At 71.2% G+C, this 16871-nt stretch carries 15 protein-coding genes and 1 pseudogene; 12 read left to right on the top strand and 4 right to left on the bottom strand.

Translation table 11 applies throughout. The features are described 5' to 3' along the window. Positions 1-82 precede the first annotated feature (82 nt). Positions 83-889 (bottom strand): biotin--[acetyl-CoA-carboxylase] ligase, encoded by an 807-nt coding sequence (locus BLS56_RS17980; RefSeq protein ID WP_091452106.1) that lies wholly within the window; start codon positions 887-889, stop codon positions 83-85. A gap of 180 nt (positions 890-1069) precedes the next feature. Here BLS56_RS17980 and BLS56_RS17975 point away from each other — a divergent pair, with 180 nt between their 5' ends. From BLS56_RS17975 to BLS56_RS17960, 4 genes are all read left to right on the top strand, one after another. Further along, complete coding sequence (locus BLS56_RS17975) at positions 1070-2707, top strand: acyl-CoA carboxylase subunit beta (protein WP_091452104.1); 1638 nt, start codon at positions 1070-1072, stop codon at positions 2705-2707. A 97-nt stretch (positions 2708-2804) separates the two neighbouring features. Then, entirely contained in the window at positions 2805-3029 is a 225-nt protein-coding gene (locus BLS56_RS17970) for an acyl-CoA carboxylase subunit epsilon (protein ID WP_091452102.1), read from the top strand. 287 nt (positions 3030-3316) lie between these two features. Beyond that, on the top strand, positions 3317-4927 hold the full coding sequence (locus BLS56_RS17965) for a DHA2 family efflux MFS transporter permease subunit (protein WP_091452099.1): 1611 nt from the start codon (positions 3317-3319) through the stop codon (positions 4925-4927). 10 nt (positions 4928-4937) lie between these two features. Continuing rightward, on the top strand, positions 4938-6749 hold the full coding sequence (locus tag BLS56_RS17960) for a Xaa-Pro dipeptidyl-peptidase (RefSeq protein ID WP_091452096.1): 1812 nt from the start codon (positions 4938-4940) through the stop codon (positions 6747-6749). 262 nt (positions 6750-7011) lie between these two features. On the opposite strand, the pseudogene BLS56_RS17955 reads toward BLS56_RS17960, so the two are convergent. Next, positions 7012-7646, bottom strand: a pseudogene (locus tag BLS56_RS17955) (GOLPH3/VPS74 family protein). Positions 7647-8056: 410 nt separating this feature from the next. On the opposite strand from BLS56_RS17955, the gene BLS56_RS17950 reads away from it, so the two are divergent. Continuing rightward, positions 8057-8677: a Maf family protein gene (locus BLS56_RS17950; protein ID WP_091452091.1), complete on the top strand. Its 621-nt coding sequence runs from the start codon at positions 8057-8059 to the stop codon at positions 8675-8677. Positions 8678-9169: 492 nt separating this feature from the next. On the opposite strand, the gene BLS56_RS31535 is transcribed toward BLS56_RS17950, so the two are convergent. After that, entirely contained in the window at positions 9170-9313 is a 144-nt protein-coding gene (locus BLS56_RS31535; RefSeq protein ID WP_175482903.1) for a hypothetical protein, read from the bottom strand. 739 nt (positions 9314-10052) lie between these two features. Further along, complete coding sequence (locus BLS56_RS17945; protein WP_139190795.1) at positions 10053-10754, bottom strand: hypothetical protein; 702 nt, start codon at positions 10752-10754, stop codon at positions 10053-10055. Between the two features lie 132 nt (positions 10755-10886). Between BLS56_RS17945 and BLS56_RS17940 the strand changes: the two genes are divergently transcribed. The 7 genes from BLS56_RS17940 to BLS56_RS17910 all read left to right on the top strand — a co-directional run bounded on the left by BLS56_RS17940 (position 10887) and on the right by BLS56_RS17910 (position 16595). Next, a complete protein-coding gene (locus BLS56_RS17940) occupies positions 10887-12665 on the top strand; it encodes an acetyl/propionyl/methylcrotonyl-CoA carboxylase subunit alpha (RefSeq protein WP_091452085.1) in 1779 nt (592 codons plus the stop codon). A 21-nt stretch (positions 12666-12686) separates the two neighbouring features. Then, entirely contained in the window at positions 12687-13130 is a 444-nt protein-coding gene (locus BLS56_RS17935) for a DUF1707 SHOCT-like domain-containing protein (RefSeq protein WP_091452083.1), read from the top strand. A gap of 130 nt (positions 13131-13260) precedes the next feature. Continuing rightward, the gene (locus BLS56_RS17930; RefSeq protein ID WP_091452081.1) at positions 13261-13731 is read left to right on the top strand and encodes a DUF1707 SHOCT-like domain-containing protein; all 471 of its coding nucleotides are present in this window, start codon (positions 13261-13263) and stop codon (positions 13729-13731) included. After that, positions 13668-14330: an HAD family hydrolase gene (locus tag BLS56_RS17925; RefSeq protein WP_324187527.1), complete on the top strand. Its 663-nt coding sequence runs from the start codon at positions 13668-13670 to the stop codon at positions 14328-14330. The genes BLS56_RS17930 and BLS56_RS17925 overlap by 64 nt, the downstream gene beginning before the upstream one ends. 34 nt (positions 14331-14364) lie before the next feature. Further along, on the top strand, positions 14365-14898 hold the full coding sequence (locus BLS56_RS17920; RefSeq protein ID WP_091452073.1) for a GNAT family N-acetyltransferase: 534 nt from the start codon (positions 14365-14367) through the stop codon (positions 14896-14898). Between the two features lie 128 nt (positions 14899-15026). After that, the gene (locus tag BLS56_RS17915) at positions 15027-15398 is read left to right on the top strand and encodes a hypothetical protein (RefSeq protein WP_091452070.1); all 372 of its coding nucleotides are present in this window, start codon (positions 15027-15029) and stop codon (positions 15396-15398) included. 27 nt (positions 15399-15425) lie between these two features. Then, entirely contained in the window at positions 15426-16595 is a 1170-nt protein-coding gene (locus BLS56_RS17910; protein WP_091452068.1) for a PPE domain-containing protein, read from the top strand. Positions 16596-16871 lie beyond the last annotated feature (276 nt).

Here is a 16871-nt window from a genome sequence, read left to right as displayed (position 1 = left end):
GATCATCACTGATGACGCGGGTTACCGTACTCGCGGAACGCGCCCGCGGTCCTGTGGACTGTCCAAGTAGACCGAGGGTCGGTCAGCGTGCCGCGCGCAGGTGGACGACATCGCCCGCGGACACCGTCCGCGCGACGCCTTCCACGTCGAGGACAAGCTGGCCGTCGTGGTCGATGTCGGTGGCCAGCCCCTGTAGGTCGGACCCGTCCGGCAACTCCACCCGGACGCGTTGGCCGAGCGTGGAGCAGTTGCCGCGGTAGTGCGCGAGCAGCCCGGAGGTGACCAGGTCGCCCTGGGCGCCGCGCCAGGACTGCTCGGCCTCGGCGAACGAGCGCAGCAGGGCGATGGCCACCTCTGTGCGGTCGGCAGTGCCGTCTTCCTGCGACAGCGACGTCGCCGGTAGTCCACCCGGTCCTACCGGGACCTCGGTAGGCAGCGGCCCCACGTTGAGCCCGATACCCACCACCACGGCAGGCTCGCGACCCGCGCTGGCCTCGGCGAGCACGCCCGCGCACTTGGCCATGTTCGCGCCTGCCAGCAGGTCGTTGGGCCACTTGAGCGCGGCGAACACCCCGACATGGCGCGCGGTGCGGGCCAGCGCGACCCCGGCGACCAGCGCGAGCGAGCCGAACCGGGCCGTGGGCACGCCAGTGGGCCGCAGCAGCACGCTCAGGTAGAGACCGGACTCGGGCGGCGACACCCAGTCGCGGGCGCGTCTGCCCCGCCCGGCCGTCTGCTCCTCGGCGATCAGGACCGTGCGGTCGGCCGCGCCCGCCGCGGCGGCGGCCACCAGATCGGCGTTGGTGGAGCCGGTGGAGGGCACCACGTCCAGCGCGGCGTAAGAGCCGACCAGAGCCGCGCGCAGGGCCTCGACGTCGAGAGCTGCCATGGGTAAGAGGGTAGAGCCGACCCCCGGGCCCGGCCGGTCGGAGCAGGACAACCGGGCCGGAGGCGGCGGTGCGAGCTTGCTGTCTCCAGTGCGCTGGAGGTCAAGACCGGTGGTGAATAGGGGTGATGTGTCCAACGCATTGCACCTGTGTGGCCCCCGGGGTCGCTAGGCTGCCGGGCCATGAGCAGCGCGACCGAGCCGATCGGGCAGTCTCCCGTGGACGAGCCGGACATCCACACGACGGCGGGCAAGCTGGCGGACCTGTACCGCCGCAATGAGGAAGCCGTGCACGCGGGGTCTGCCCGCGCCGTGGAGAAACAGCACGCCAAGGGCAAGATGACCGCCCGCGAGCGCATCGACATGCTGCTCGACCCCGGGTCGTTCGTCGAGCTCGACGAGCTGGCCCGGCACCGGTCGACCAACTTCGGCCTGGAGAAGAACCGCCCCTACGGCGACGGCGTCGTCACCGGCTACGGCACGGTCGACGGCCGCCCGGTGTGCGTGTTCAGCCAGGACGTGACCGTCTTCGGCGGTTCACTCGGCCAGGTGTACGGCGAGAAGATCGTCAAGGTGATGGACCTCGCCATCAAGACCGGCCGCCCGATCGTCGGCATCAACGAGGGCGGCGGCGCGCGCATCCAGGAGGGCGTGGTCTCCCTCGGCCTCTACGGCGAGATCTTCACCCGCAACGTGCGGGCCTCCGGCGTCGTGCCGCAGATCTCGCTGATCATGGGCGCGAACGCGGGCGGGCACGTCTACTCCCCCGCGCTGACCGACTTCATCGTCATGGTCGACCAGACCTCGCAGATGTTCATCACCGGCCCGGACGTGGTCAAGACCGTCACCGGTGAAGAGGTGACGCTGGAGGAGCTGGGCGGCGCGCGCACGCACAACACCAAGTCCGGTGTCGCGCACTACATGGGCGCCGACGAGGAAGACGCGATCTCTTACGTCAAGGAGCTGCTCTCCTTCCTCCCGTCGAACAATCTTTCCGACGCCCCGGTCTTTTCTGGTTTCGGCGAAGAGGGCGCGGTCAGCGACAACCTGACCGACAGCGACCGTGAGCTGGAGACGCTGATCCCGGACTCGGCGAACCAGCCCTACGACATGCACGAGGTGATCCACCGGGTCGTCGACGACGGCGAGTTCCTGGAAGTCCACCCGCTGTTCGCGCCGAACATCATCGTCGGCTTCGGCCGGGTCGAGGGGCACAGCGTCGGCGTGGTCGCCAACCAGCCCACCCAGTTCGCGGGCTGCCTCGACATCGACGCCTCGGAGAAGGCCGCGCGGTTCGTGCGCACCTGCGACGCGTTCAACATCCCGGTGCTGACCTTCGTCGACGTCCCCGGCTTCCTCCCGGGCACCGACCAGGAGTGGACCGGCATCATCCGCCGCGGCGCGAAGCTGATCTACGCCTACGCCGAGGCCACCGTCCCGCTGGTCACCGTCATCACCCGCAAGGCGTACGGCGGCGCGTACGACGTGATGGGCTCCAAGCACCTCGGCGCGGACATGAACCTGGCCTGGCCGACCGCGCAGATCGCGGTCATGGGCGCGTCCGGGGCGTCGAACATCCTGCACCGCAAGACGCTCAAGGCCGCGCTCGACGCGGGCGAGGACGTCGACGCGCTGCGCGCCAAGCTGGACCGCGAGTACGAGGACACGCTGCTCAACCCGTATGTGGCCGCTGAGCGCGGGTACGTCGACTCGGTCATCCCGCCGTCGCACACGCGCGGGTACGTCGCCCGGTCACTGCGCATTCTGCGGGACAAGCGTGAGACCCTGCCGCCCAAGAAGCACGGCAACATCCCGCTGTGACATCCCGCTGTGAGGAGCACCCGGTGAGCGAACTCGCGAGCGAGCAATCGACACAGTGCGCAGGCACGCGCGGCCACCGATCTTGTGAGGTGGCCAGGTGAGCGACGAGGACCAGATTCGCCCGCTGCTGCACGTGGTGCGCGGCGAGCCGGACGACGTCGAGTTGGCCGCGCTGACCGCCGTGGTGGCCGCTGCCGCCGCGGCGGGCGGCGACGCGCCCGAGCCCGCCGCGCCCAGCGCGTGGGCCGCGCGCGACACGCAGGTGCGCCGCCCGCTGCCGCACGGCCCCGGCGCGTGGCGGGCCTCCGGGCTGCCCCGCTGAGCCGAGCTTGATCCGGAGTTATCCACAGGTTCGGCGTCGCCCTTTCGCCGCGCCTCGTCTCCTGGTGTTCTGGAGTCAGGACACGCCTTGATCCCGGGGCGTGCGGGATCTCCAGGAGGCGAGGTGGGGTCGTGGCCGCCGTTCGCGAGTGCGCTCGACGGGCGGGTGACGGTGTCCGCGACAGCGGCGGACCGCGCCCCCGCCCGACCCCGGGCCTGCCCGGGGTCCGTGTGGCCAGCACAATCGTCGGGCAGCGCACCCGGCGGCCACGCGATCAGGAGCAGGTCATGACGAGCACGTCGCGGAGCCCGTGGATGGCGCTCGTGGCGCTGTGCGCCTGCTTCTTCATGGTCATGCTGGACTCGACCATCGTCACCGTGGCGATCCCGGCGATGCTCACCGGGCTGGACGCCACCCTGAACCAGGTGATCTGGGTCAACAGCGTCTACCTGCTGGCCAACACGGTTCCCCTGCTGGTCACGGGCAGGCTCGGCGACCGCTACGGGCCCAAGCGGGTGCTGGTCGCCGGGCTGGTCCTGTTCCTGGCGGCGTCGCTGTGGTGCGGGCTGTCGACCACGGCGGGCTCGCTGATCGCGGCGCGGGCGGCGCAGGGGCTGGGCGCGGCGGCGATGACACCGCAGACCCTGTCGTTCATCACCCGGCTGTTCCCGGCGGAGCGGCGCGGGGCGCCGATCGCGGTGTGGGGGGCGGTGGCGGGCGTCGCGACGATCACCGGGCCGGTGGTCGGCGGGCTGCTGGTGCAGCACGTGGGGTGGCAGTGGATCTTCCTGCTGAACCTTCCGGTCGGCGCGGTCGGCCTGGTCATGGCGCTCACGCTGCTGCCGGACTGGCGGCCGACCGGGCGGATCCGGCTCGACGCCGTCGGCGCGCTGCTGGCCTCGGCCGGGCTGGGGGCGCTGGTGTTCGGGCTGCAGAACGGCCAGCACTACCACTGGGGCCGGATCGTCGGCCCGATCGGCGTGCTGCCGGTGATCGGCGTGGGACTGGCGCTGCTGGGCGGGTTCCTGCTCTGGCAGCGGCGGCCCCGACCCGATCCGCTGGTGCCGCCGGGGCTGTTCGCCGATCCCACGTTCGGGTTCGCCAACCTGACCCACGGCGCGCTCGGGTTCGCCACGACGGGGATGTTCTTACCGCTGGTGATCTATGTGCAGTCGGTGCTCGGCATGGACCCGGTCGCCTCCAGCCTCTTATGCGCTCCTATGGCTCTTGCGGCTGCCTGCGCGGCGCTGCTGGCGGGCCGGGGGCTGCGGAGGATCGAGGGGAAGAGCCTGATCATGGCCGGGCTCGGCGGGCTCGCGGTGGGCACGGTCGTGCTCGCGGCGCTGGCCGAGCCGGACACCGACCCGCTCGTGCTGGTCCCCGGGCTTGTCCTGGCAGGCGTCGGGATCGGGCTGGTGTTCTCCCCGCTGACCGCGGCGGCGACATTCGGGCTGCCACCGCCGCTGGTGGGCGCGGCGTCCGGGGTGTTCAACACCTCGCGGCAGGTGGGCGGGGTGCTGGGCAGCGCGACAACGGGCCTGCTGCTGCAGGTCGGCCTGAGCTTCTCGGTGCCCGCGGCGGCGCGGGAGCACGCGAAGCTCCTGCCGCCGCGCTACGCCGACGAGTTCGTGGACCGGATCACCGAGGCGGCGGACACCGCGAGCCGGTTCGGCGGCGCGGGGCCCGCGATCCCCGCCGACTGGTCGCCCTCGGTAGCGGAGAAGGTGCGCCAACTCGCCACCGACGCGTACGCCCTCGGGTTCACCAACGCGGCCAAGGCGACGCTGGTGTTGCCGGTGGTCGTGCTGATCCTGGGGATGGTGTGCGCGGCGGGAATCCGGGCGCCGACTGGGAACGCGAAAAACTCGGGGCTGCCGCGCGAGCGGGCGACTCCGTAGCGTCTGATCCATGACGCTCAGGCGCTCCCTGCTCGCCCTGGCCGTGGCGACGATCGCCGGACTCGGCACGCTTACCGTCCCCGCGATAGCCGCGCCGACGGCGGTGCGCAGCGAACCGGTCCACTCCTATACCGACGCGGTGCGCGAGACAGTCTGGGTCGACACCGGGCTCACCGCGCCGGACGGTGACCGGGTCCGGGTCGCCGCCGACATCGTCCGCCCGAGGACGGCGGCGAAGGTGCCGGTGATCATGGACGCCAGCCCGTACTACCTCTCGCGCGGCCGGGGCAACGAGAGCCAGAAGAAGACCTACGACAACGCGGGGAGGCCGATTCGGTTTCCGCTGTTCTACGACAACTACTTCGTCCCGCGCGGGTACGCGGTCGTGCTGGTCGACCTGTCCGGCACGGCCCGATCCAACGGCTGCGTCGACGTCGGCGGCCGTGCCGAGGTCGCCTCGGTGAAGGCGGTCGTGGACTGGCTCAACGGCAGGGCGACCGGCCACACCTCGGCCACCGGCCCGGCCACCGCGGCGGCGACCTGGTCGACGGGCGCGGTGGGCATGATCGGCAAGTCTTGGGACGGCACGATCGCCAACGGTGTCGCGGCGACTGGTGTCGAGGGCCTGAAGACGATCGTCCCCATCGGAGCGATCAGCTCCTGGTACGACTACTACCGGTCGTCCGGGGCGGCCTTCACCAACGGCGGCCCGGCGAGCCTGGCAGCCGCGGTGGAGAACGAGCAGGGCGCGGCTGACTGCGGTGCGGTCAAGGCTGCCTTGACCAAGGGCTCGCCGTCGAGCGGCGACCTGACCCCCATGTATCGGGAGCGGGACTACGTGCAGGCCGCGGGGAAAGTGCGGGCGAGTGTGTTCGTCGTGCACGGGGTCAACGACCTCAACGTCAAGTCCATCAACTTCGGACAGTGGTGGGCAGCCCTGCCGCCCACCGTCGAGCGCAAGATCTGGCTGACCCAGGCGGGGCACGTCGACCCCTTCGACTTCCGGCGCCCGGTGTGGGTGGACACCCTGCACCGCTGGTTCGACCACTACCTCCTGGGCTTCGACAACGGCATCGAGGACGAGCCGCTGTCCACTGTGGAGGAAGCGCCGGACCGCTGGCGCGATGACTCGTCCTGGCCCGCGGGCACGCCGCTCACCCTGCGCCCGCGCCCCGGCCGTTCGGCCGAGGTCGGCGCGCTCGGCGCCGACGCCCCGCCAGCCGGGACGGTGGCGGCCCTGACCGACAACGGCAGCACCGCGTACGACTGGATCACCAACCCGGCCGGCGCCTCGTCCGCCCGGGTCGTCTACCGCACCGAGCCGCTCACCTCGGACATCCGGGTGTCCGGCACCTCGACTATCACGGTGACGGCCACGTCGTCGGCGCCCGCCGCCCGGGTGAGCGCGGTCCTGGTCGACTACGGCCCGGCCACCATCCGCGACTACCGGTCCACCGGTGAAGGAATCCGCACCCTGGCCACCCGCTCCTGCTGGGGCGAGAGCACCGCGGGCGACAGCGCCTGCTACCTGGACACCGCGACGGCCACGACCACGGTCACCGAGAACGTCATCGCCCGCGGGTGGGCCGACCTCGGGCACTACGCGGGCCTGGATCACCGCCGCGTCCTCGCCCCCGACACGGCGTACACGATCACGTTCACCCTGGCCACCACCGACCAGGTCATCCGGGCCGGTCACCGACTCGGCTTGGTGATCGGCGGCGCCGACACCCGGCACATCACCTCGACCGGCGGTTCGCCCCGGCTGACCGTCGACCTCGCCAGGACCGCTCTGCACGTCCCGATAGCGAACACCGACTGATCAGCACCGCGCTAGACCGAAAAGGGTCGAGCCCGGTCGAGCGTGACCGGCTCGAAGGACTGCGGCCGCGGCCCAGCGACACTCACCTTGGGACCGCACACGCGTGCTGAACACCGCGACCGGGCAATGCAGACCCGAACGTCGACTCGCCGGTGGCGGTGGCAGGCGCGCTCACCTCTCCCCAAGGCCAGCAGGAAGTCTTCAAGACTTATGACACTGGGATTCGCACCCCCGCCGCGCCGACTTCCCCCGTGAAGGTTGGTCAGCCCGCCGCGGCGGCGACAGCGGCGACAGCGGTCACGCTGGCGGACACAGCCAGATACACGTCCCGCATTGCCTCGTGCACCCAGTCGTCCTTACCGATTTCCTCCGCGCGGGAGCGGATCAGCTTCTTGTCACCCTCGATCACCTTGGTCACGGCACCCGACGCGTGCGGAAGCGAGATAAGGCCCTTCGTGCGCGTGTCCGGCTCCTCGCCCTGAAGCAGCACGCCTCCGATCGCCGCTCGGATTCGGCCTCGTGCTCGGTGTCGGCCGCGGGCCAGCTCTTCACCCGGAAGATGCCGAGCACCTTCGTCTCCTCCCGACGGGCCAGTCCGCGCTCCACAAGCTTCGCGAGAACGCCCTCCCGAGCGTCCTTGGAAATGACCTCGACCGCCTTTCGCATCTTCAACGGCTTTTCCGCCAGCTTCCGCACGGCAGCGTCCAGGACCGCGCCGCCGGTAGGCGCGCAGTCCCGCACGACCGCGTCCCCCTCTTTGGCATCGCCTTCCGGCCCGGCGGGAACCACCCGGCCACTGTCGACCAGATCGAGCAGCACCGCTCCGCCGATCACCAGGTCGCGCCGGAGGTTGTTGATGACGGCGCGCCCGGACTCGTCGTCCAACGGCAGCAGCATCATGTCTTCGGCAAGAGAAGGCGTACACCCATCCTCAGTCGTCGTGTTCATTCGGTTGACTCAAACCAACCAGCGGCCGGTCTGCCGTGCGTCTCTCAGTCATCCGCTTGCGCGCGGATGTCACATCGGGATCGACGCCGCCAGAATAACGACGTCGCCGATTCAGAACTGGCACCCGCGCGACCGGATGACCGCCCCTGCTTATCAGCGTTCGATCTGGACGGGCAATCGCGCGGACGACGAGACCAAGAGACCAAGCCTGCGGCGGCGGACCAGCCCAACTCATCCACGAACGAGTGAACCTCACGCACATCGCCACACCGCCGCACCGAACTCATTAATATCGAACATATGTTCACTCAGACAACCGCCACCTCGCCATCGAAGCCTTCGCCGTATCCTCGGCACCCGTGCGCTTCGTCCTCGCCTCACAGTCCCCAGCCCGCCTCGGAGTCCTCCGGGCAGCGGGCATCGATCCGGTCGTCCTGGTATCCGGCGTGGACGAGGACGCCGTCGCGGCGGCCCTGGTCGATCCGACGCCACCGGACACCGTGGTGGCACTCGCGAAGGCCAAGGCCCACGCGGTCATCGACAGCCTCGACGACGCCGCCCGCGAGGACTCCGTGGTCGTCGGCTGCGACTCGATGCTGCACTACGACGGCGCCCTGGTCGGCAAACCCGGCACCCCCGAAATCGCCCGGCGACGCTGGGCGAAGATGGCGGGCGGCACCGGCCAACTCCTCACCGGCCACGCCATCCTCCGCGTCCGCGACGGCAAGGTGGTCGACACCGCGACCGGCGCGGAGAGCACCGCCGTCCGCTTCGCCACCCCCACCGAATCCGAAATCGACGCGTACGTCGCCACCGGCGAACCCCTGTCCGTGGCAGGCGCCTTCACCCTCGACGCCCTCGGCGGCTGGTTCATCGAAGGCATCGACGGCGACCCGTCAAGCGTCATCGGAATCAGCCTCCCCTTGACCCGCCGCCTACTGGCCTCCCTCGGCATCAGCGTCGTCGACCTGTGGCGGTAACCCTTCCTTTGCCACCTCGCCTTCTCACCCCCGCCGGGAACCGGCAATAACCGCCACACCCATCGGCAACCCATAACTCACCAGCCGCACCAACCACATATCCACAATCAACGCCCAACTCACACGTCTCAGCCACCACCCCAAAGTCACCGAAACATCGGAAAGGCGGTCACCCACTCGACAACAGAACGAACCACGACCTCACGCATACCAATGCCAACGACGTCAGCAACGCCTCCGATTTTGACGTCCGCGATGCCGCAACAGCACCACCGTCGCCGACAACGGCGTTTACGCAATGCGGTGACACTGACAGCGGCAGTCAGAGCGGCCAGGTCAGCGGCAGAACCACGCTCCACGCTCAGCGGCGCAAGCCACCCGGGCTACCGGCGCAGACAGGTACCAACAGCGGCAACGCCCAACGCAGGCCAAGCCCGCCCCCGGAACTGCCTTCACCGCACCGGAGCACAACGCCGCAAACGCCAGGGCCGGTCACCGCAGCACCATCAGCGGCGACACCAGGAGCAGCAGGACTTTGCCAAACGCGCGGCTTCCACGAGCCAACGCCTCCGGCACTGACAGCACCTGGGACAACGGCACCAGCAACACCGAGGACGGCAGAACCGCACCGAACACGCCAAGTCGCAAGCGGCAGCACCACCCGCCGCCCCCGCCTGGGAAACCCAGCAGGGACGACACCGGGAACAGCGGAACCGTGCCGGAACAGCGAGACCTCGCCGGAACAGCGGACCGTGCGGCAACGGCGGAACGGCGCCGCAACAGCGGAACCTCGGCGGAACGGCGGAACCATGCCAAACAGCGGAACCTCGCCGCAACAGCGAGACCGTGCCGGACGCAGCGGCTTCCCGAGTGCCAACGCCACCGGCGACTGGCACCTGGCTATTGACAGCGGAGGCGGCGTTGGGGGCTGCCACTTCCACCGGCAGGGGTGTGCCCACCGCTCGGCGGCGAAGTCCGCGACGCCTGCCGTGCGGGAGCCACCAGCGGTGGTGGTACCAGTCGCGGCGGCATCGGAACCGCCGTGGCCGGGCCCAGGGCGGCGTCCTACGAACGGTGGCACAGGCCGTGGCAGCGCCTGTGCTGTGCAGGCGGCGCCGAGTGTCGCCGACGGTGGCGTCTCAAGCCGCCGCGTCCGAACCTGGAGCGGTGTCTGGCCCACGGTGCCGGAAGCCGCGGCGTCAACGGTGCGGGCGGTGCCCACGGGCACTGGCCTCGGCGGCATCCCGAAGCCAGTGCACCCGGACCCGGGATTGGGCTCACTGAGCGGGGGCCGGGGTTGGGTCTCGGCGGCGGGGGCGGCGGGGGCCGGGCCCGCACCCCTGCGGCGGGGTCGGGGTGGGCAGGGTCACGCCGGTCAGGAACACGGGCGGAGTTGGGCGGCTGTGAAGTCGACTTCCGGGTATCCGGGCAGTTGATCGATGCGGCTGTAGGTGCGGGAGCAGCCGACCTCTTCGCCGCTCAACTCGAACACCTGCGCGTACACCGGCCGCTTCGCGCAGTCGGTGTCGGCGGGGCAGTCGGGTTGGACGGCGAGGACCTCGGGGGCCTGGTCGTTGACGATGTCGACCAGGGCCAGGTGGCCCGCGCGCGAGTAGAAAGCCCTGGCCAGGGGGCTCCACTTGCCTGAGCGGCCGACGACGACCTGGCCGGTGGCGCCTTCGTCAGTGTCGCCGCGGATGAGGCAGGCGGAGATCGAGGCGGGATGACACTGGAGGGAGTCGTGGGTGAGGGTGGCGCCCAACTCGGTGATCGTGGTCTCGATCACCAGGCTGGCTGAGGGACCCCCGATGCGCAGGCGGCCGGACGCGGCGCCCGCGTCGGCGACGAGGTCGATGACCGTGCCGCCGACGGTGGCGGTGGCCAGGACTTGGCAGGGGGCACGGTGGCAGCCCGACACGCCGATGCTCGCCGCGGAATTGGGGGGAGTTTCCGTGGCTGGGGTTCGCGCGCTGGGACGGTCTCTGAGCAGGGCCGATCCGGTCATGGCCGCGCCCGCGACCAGGGCGGAGAGCAGCGCGGTCAGCACTACCGCGGTCGGCGCGCGTCGACCTGGCACTGCGTCACCTCCGGCGGTGCGGCGAAGTCTGCGGGGAGCGTATCCGCGGATTGTGGGGTTGCTCTCGGTTCCGGTTGGGCCACGGGTACGTAAACTCCCCAAGAGCCCGTGCGACCATCAAGGAGGAACGGCGTGTCCGAGTCGGCAAAGGCGCTGAGCAAGGTACTCATCGCCAACCGCGGCGAGATCGCCGTCCGAGTTATCCGTGCCTGCCGTGACGCCGGTTTGTCGAGCGTCGCCGTCTATGCCGACCCGGACCGCGACACGCCGTTCGTCCGGTTGGCCGACGAGGCTTTCGCGCTGGGGGGCAACACCCCGGGTGAGAGCTACCTGTCGTTCGACAAGGTGCTGGACGTGGCGAAGCGCTCCGGCGCGGACGCCGTCCACCCCGGCTACGGCTTCCTGTCCGAGAACGCCGACTTCGCCCAGGCCGTCATCGACGCCGGGCTGACCTGGATCGGGCCGGACCCGCAGGCCATCCGCGACCTCGGCGACAAGGTGACCGCGCGGCACATCGCGATGCGCGCGGGCGCGCCGCTGGTGCCCGGCACCAAGGAGCCGGTGGGCGGGGCCGAGGAGATCGTGGCCTTCGCCGAGGAGCACGGCCTGCCGGTCGCCATCAAGGCGGCCTTCGGCGGCGGCGGGCGCGGCCTGAAGGTGGCCCGCACGATCGAGGAGATCCCCGAACTGTTCGACTCCGCGGTGCGCGAGGCGGTCACCGCCTTCGGCCGCGGCGAGTGCTTCGTCGAGCGGTACCTGGACAAGCCGCGGCACGTCGAGGCGCAGGTGCTCGCCGACAAGCACGGCAACGTCATCGTCGTCGGCACCCGCGACTGCTCGCTGCAGCGCCGCCACCAGAAGCTGGTCGAGGAGGCGCCCGCTCCGTTCCTCACCGACGAGCAGCGCGCCCAGATTCACAGCTCCGCGAAGGCCATCTGCCGCGAGGCTGGCTACTCGGGTGCGGGCACCGTCGAATACCTCGTCGGCGCCGACGGCACGATCTCGTTCCTCGAGGTCAACACCCGCCTGCAGGTCGAGCACCCGGTCTCGGAGGAGACCGCGGGCATCGACCTGGTGCGCGAGCAGTTCCGGATCGCCGCGGGCGAGAAGCTGCGGCTGACCGAGGACCCGGCCCCGCGCGGCCACTCGATCGAGTTCCGGATCAACGGCGAGGACGCGGGCCGCAACTTCCTGCCCGCCCCGGGCACCGTGACGCTCTGGCGCGCGCCGGACGGCCCCGGTGTCCGCGTCGACTCCGGTGTCGAGTCGGGCACCGTGATCGGCGGCCAGTTCGACTCGATGCTCGCCAAGATCATCGTCACCGGCGAGGACCGCGACCAGGCCCTGGCCCGCTCGCGCCGGGCGCTGGACGAGCTGGTCGTCGAGGGCATGGCCACGGTCGTGCCGTTCCACCGCGCGATCGTGCGCGACCCGGCGTTCATCGGCGACGAGAACGGCTTCACCGTGCACACCCGGTGGATCGAGACCGAGTTCGCCAACACGATCGAGCCGTTCACCGGCGGCGCGGAGGCCGCTGAGGAAGAGCCACGGCAGAACGTGGTCGTCGAGGTCGGCGGGCGCAGGCTGGAGGTGTCGCTGCCGGGCAACCTGGCGGTGGGCTCCGGTGGCGGCGGCGCCGCGGCGAAGGCGAAGCCGCGCAAGCGCGCGGGCGGCAAGTCCGGCGCGACGGCCTCCGGCGACTCGGTCGCGGCCCCGATGCAGGGCACCATCGTCAAGATCGCGGTCGAGGACGGCCAGACGGTCGCCGTGGGCGACCTGATCGTCGTGCTCGAGGCGATGAAGATGGAGAACCCGGTCACCGCGCACAAGGCAGGCACCGTCACCGGCCTCGGCGTCGCCCAGGGCGAGACCGTCACCACCGGCTCGGTCATCTGCGAGATCAAGGACTGAGGCGTTTATAGACTGCGGGGCATGGCGCAGGGGCGGGACGCGGGTATCCGCATCAGCGGCGCGGAGCGCGACGAAGCGGTGGCGCTGCTCGGCACGCACTTGTCGACGGGCAGGTTGGAGCTGGCGGAGTACGAGTTCCGCTGTGTCCGGGCCGTCGCCGCACGCACTCGCGGCGACATCGAGGCCCTGTTCACCGACCTGCCCTGCCCGCACCCGGACCTGAGCGCCGCGGTGAGCCCGAAACAGCGGCTCAAGCAGGCGGTGGGCAGGCCTGCGGACGACGGCCTCGTCCCGACGCCCGCCAGCGAGGCGGTGGGGATGCTCGGCGGCATGACGATGCTGCTGGGCGTCCCCGGAACCATCCTGCTCACCGTGTTCAAGGGCCTGTGGTGGACGATCGTGGTCGCGGTCGGGGTGACGATCCTGGCCGCCGCGGTCGAAGAGGCCCTCAAGAAACGCGGCTGACCCCGGCGCGCGCCCGCGCCCGGGTCAAGAGGCGCGCCCGAACACGCGGCTCAGCCACAACCAGCCCCTGACACCGCTGCGCCGCGAACTGGTCGGAACCGGGCGGCCGCGGTTTCCGTAGGATCGGGTTGTGACCGAGTTCCCCCCTTCCGACCTGCGCATCGGCGACGCCGAGCGGGAGGACGCGCTGCGGACTCTGGGGGAGCACATGAGCGCGGGCAGGCTCGACATCGATGAGTACGGCGAGCGCAGCGCCAAGGTCACCACCGCCCGCACCCGGGGTGATCTGCTGGCCCTGTTCGGCGACCTGCCCGACCCCCGGCCCCGGTTCGCCGCCCCCACTCCGCTTGTCCCCGACCCGGCGCGGGCGGTGGGCTGGGAGTCGCGCCCGGTCGGTCAGCGGCTGTACGCGGCGCTGGTGCCGGTGTCGGCGATCGTCGGTCTGGCGCTGTTCGTGTTCCTGCTGCGGGGTTTCTGGCCGATCCTGCTGCTACCGGTCGCGGTGCTGGTCGCGGGTGGGGCGTTGTTCGGCGACGACTGGCGGCGCGACCGGCGGGAGTTCGAGCGGCGCAGGCGGCGCTCGCGCGGGAGCGGGCGCTGATCACGCTGCTGCTGCTCGACCTCGACGAGGTCCTGCGTGAGTTCGCCCCCGACGCCGATGTCGAACGCGCCCACCGCCTGCCGCCGGGGTCGCTGGCGGCGACCGCGTTCCGGCCGGATCTGCTGACGCCCGCGATCACCGGCCTCGTGCGGCATGACCGCTGGCTGGCCTCGGTCGCGGACGCGCTCACCAGCGAGGGCGTGCCCGCCACAGCCGCTCTCGCCGCCGTGAACGCCTGGTCCGCGACCGGGACCGTCGTCCCGGCGGCGCTGACCCTGGTGCGGGCCGTCCGGACCCGGCGCCGGGTCGCGCTGCTCACCAACGCCACCACCCGGCTCGCCGCCGACCTGACGGTGCTCGGCCTCGACCGGGAGGTCGACGGTGTGGTGTCCTCGGCCGAGACCGGCGTGGCGAAGCCCGACCCGGAGGCGTTCCTGGCCGCCTTGGCGATCCTCGGCGCGACCCGCGACGAGACGCTGTTCTGCGACGACTCGGCCGCCAACGTCGCCGCGGCGACCGCCCTCGGCCTGGCCGCGGCGCACGTCCCGGACACCGATGCCCTGCGCACGGCGCTGGCGACGCACGGCCTGCTCGGCTGAGCCCGCTGTCGGTGCCTCCGGTTACCGTGGTGCGGTGGAACCGGTGGAGATCAACGCGGGCAAGTACTACCTGCGGGCGCTGCGCGACGACGCCCGCATCGACGACCGGCCCGCCATCATCGCGGGCTTCGCCGACCCCGAGAGCAAGCGGTGGCTGCCGCACCTCGATGTGAGCGACCTTGAGCGGGCGGGCGCCTACATCGCCCGCCGCCGGGCGGCGTGGGCCGACGAGACGCGCTTCTCGTGGGTGGTGGCCGATCCGCTGACGGGGGAGTTCTTGGGTGAGGTGCTGCTCAAGGAGGTGGACCTCGAGCACGGCACCGCCGAGGCGGGCTGTTGGGCGCTCCCGGCCGCCCGGGGCAAGGGCATGACGACCGAGGCGCTGGGGGCGGTGATCCGCTTCGGGTTCGGCGCGCTCGGGTTACGGGAGATCACCTACAAGCATTACGCGGGCAACGTGGCGTCTCGACGGGTGGCCGAGAAGCTGGGCTTTTCGCTGGTTCGCGACACCGACGAGGGGGCGCTGCTGATCTTGCGTAACGGAACGTCCGGCACGGGCGGTGGGTAGATCGCGGGGAAACGGAACCAGGCAGGCCCGCGACCCGTCTAGGAGACGACACCACAACGGTCGAATCCGACGATAGGGTGACCGCGCCACGGCTTGCAGGCGCACCGGGCGGCGATCGGGAGGGCGACGTGCCAGCAGGGACGAACGGACACGGGCAGGGCGGTCCCGGGGGCGACCAGCGCCGCGACCTGCTCGACGTGTCACCGGAGGCGGTGCCCGGGCTGCGCTCGGCGTTCGCCACGGCGCTCTCGCGCGTCGACGACCAGCTCCGGCTCGGCGAGACCGGTCTGCGGGTCGAGGCGTGGGCGGGGGACCCGGTGAGCCAGGACGCGGCCGCCGTGGTCAACGCGCTGACCGTCGACCACGAGCAGGCGGCCCTCGACGTGCTGCTGGCCTACCGCGCCCAGCTCGACACGGCTGTGCACACCCTGGACAAGATCGCCGAGCAGTACCGCCTGCTCGAAGAGGACAACCAGGTGACGGTCACCCGCCGAGGCTGACCGGCGCGAGGGGCGAGGGGAAACGCGATGACCGAGCAGGCGACCGACGCCGCGCGCTGGCGCGGCTTCACCCACGAAGAGCTGTACCGGATGCTGCACGATGGCCCCGGCGCGCAGGCTTCCGCCGAGCCGTCCCGCCGGTGGGCAGCGCTGTCGGCGACTCTTACCGAGATCAGCCAAGACCTCCTGGCGACGCTGGACACCTCGAACGCGGCCTGGGCGGGCCGCGCCGCTGGCGCCGCTTACGACCGGCTGACACCGCTGGCCATCTGGGCGCGCGACACCGCGACCGAGGCGGCCCGGATGCGTGTCGCGGTCGAGGACCAGGGCAACCACATCGCGAAGGCGCGCGCGGACATGCCCGCGCCCGCGGAGGTCCCCCCGCAGCGGCCCGACCCGACACTGCCGCCGCCCGCGGTGGTCGCGGTCACCCAGACCGACGCCGAGCCCGCCGAGGCGGCGCGGTCGGCGGGCGAGCAGAAGGCGTTCGAGGTCATGGCGGCCTACGAACTCACCACCGCGACGACCTTGGCCGCGCTCACCGGGTTCACCAAGCCCGCCGAGTTGACCAGCTCGGCCGGGTTGCACCGTGGTCGGGGGCTGGGTGTCGGTGGGGAAACGCGATCGTCGTCCGCGGGCGGCCTCGTGCGCCTTCCCTCGCAGGGTTCCGGTGGCTCGCAGGGTGGTTTCGGTGGCCCGCAGGGTGCTGGCTCTTCCGCTCAGGGCGGGCACGCCGGCCAGGGCGTGGGGCTTTCCGGGGCGGCGGAGTCGGAGGTCGTGCGGAGGTCTGTGCTGCAAGCGGGGGGTCACAGCGGGGCGGCGCCGGTCAACCAGGGAGCTCCGGCCGCCGCGCCTGGGTTGCGCAGTGGTGTGGTCCCGAATGACCGGGTGGAGACGCGGTCCAAGCGTCCGGCTGCTGGTGTTCCGGTGCCTGCCGACGATTTGGCGGCCACTGGGACGCCCGGATTGGCTTCGGCGACTGCCGCTGGCGGGGCGGCTCCGGCGGGGGTTTCCGGGCCGAGCGAGAAGGTTGTGACGCGGCGGTTCGGTGTGGAGGCACTGGGGTCTAGCCAGTGGTTCGGGGATGGTTCGGTCGGGTCTGGCGGTGGGCGGCGGCGGGATTTGGGGCGGGTTACCGAGTCGGTTTCGGTGGATGGGGAGGATCACCGGTTGCCGCCTGGGGTGATCGGCGGCTGAGGTCGCGTTCGAGGGTGGCTGGTTTTCGGGGTTTAGTGGTTTCTCGGGGGCGTGGCTGTGTTGGTTGGCTCGATGGGGTGGAGTGGTTTCTTCGGGGCCCCTACGAAGGAAGATCCCGTCGTGGGGAAAGACGGGTGGGGAGCCTTCGGCCCCACGACCACGGCAAGTTTAGAGATCTTCCTTCACCCCCAAAGAAACCACTCCACCCCATCGAGCACCTGGCAGGGTCGGTGCGACCTGGCAGGTGCTCGGGTGTGCTGCTTGACCCCATCGAGC

The organism is Actinokineospora iranica (assembly GCF_900101685.1).
GTDB classification, from domain to species: domain Bacteria; phylum Actinomycetota; class Actinomycetes; order Mycobacteriales; family Pseudonocardiaceae; genus Actinokineospora; species Actinokineospora iranica.
Note: the sequence above shows the minus strand (reverse complement) of the source record. Positions and strands in the feature narration are given on the sequence as shown.

Coding starts and splice junctions, on each gene's coding strand:
- BLS56_RS17935 (WP_091452083.1), top strand. CDS start 12,687: ATGGCGCAGGGGCGGGACGCGGGTATCCGCATCAGCGGCGCGGAGCGC.
- BLS56_RS17975 (WP_091452104.1), top strand. CDS start 1,070: ATGAGCAGCGCGACCGAGCCGATCGGGCAGTCTCCCGTGGACGAGCCG.
- BLS56_RS17965 (WP_091452099.1), top strand. CDS start 3,317: ATGACGAGCACGTCGCGGAGCCCGTGGATGGCGCTCGTGGCGCTGTGC.
- BLS56_RS17980 (WP_091452106.1), bottom strand. CDS start 889: ATGGCAGCTCTCGACGTCGAGGCCCTGCGCGCGGCTCTGGTCGGCTCT.
- BLS56_RS17910 (WP_091452068.1), top strand. CDS start 15,426: ATGACCGAGCAGGCGACCGACGCCGCGCGCTGGCGCGGCTTCACCCAC.
- BLS56_RS17960 (WP_091452096.1), top strand. CDS start 4,938: ATGACGCTCAGGCGCTCCCTGCTCGCCCTGGCCGTGGCGACGATCGCC.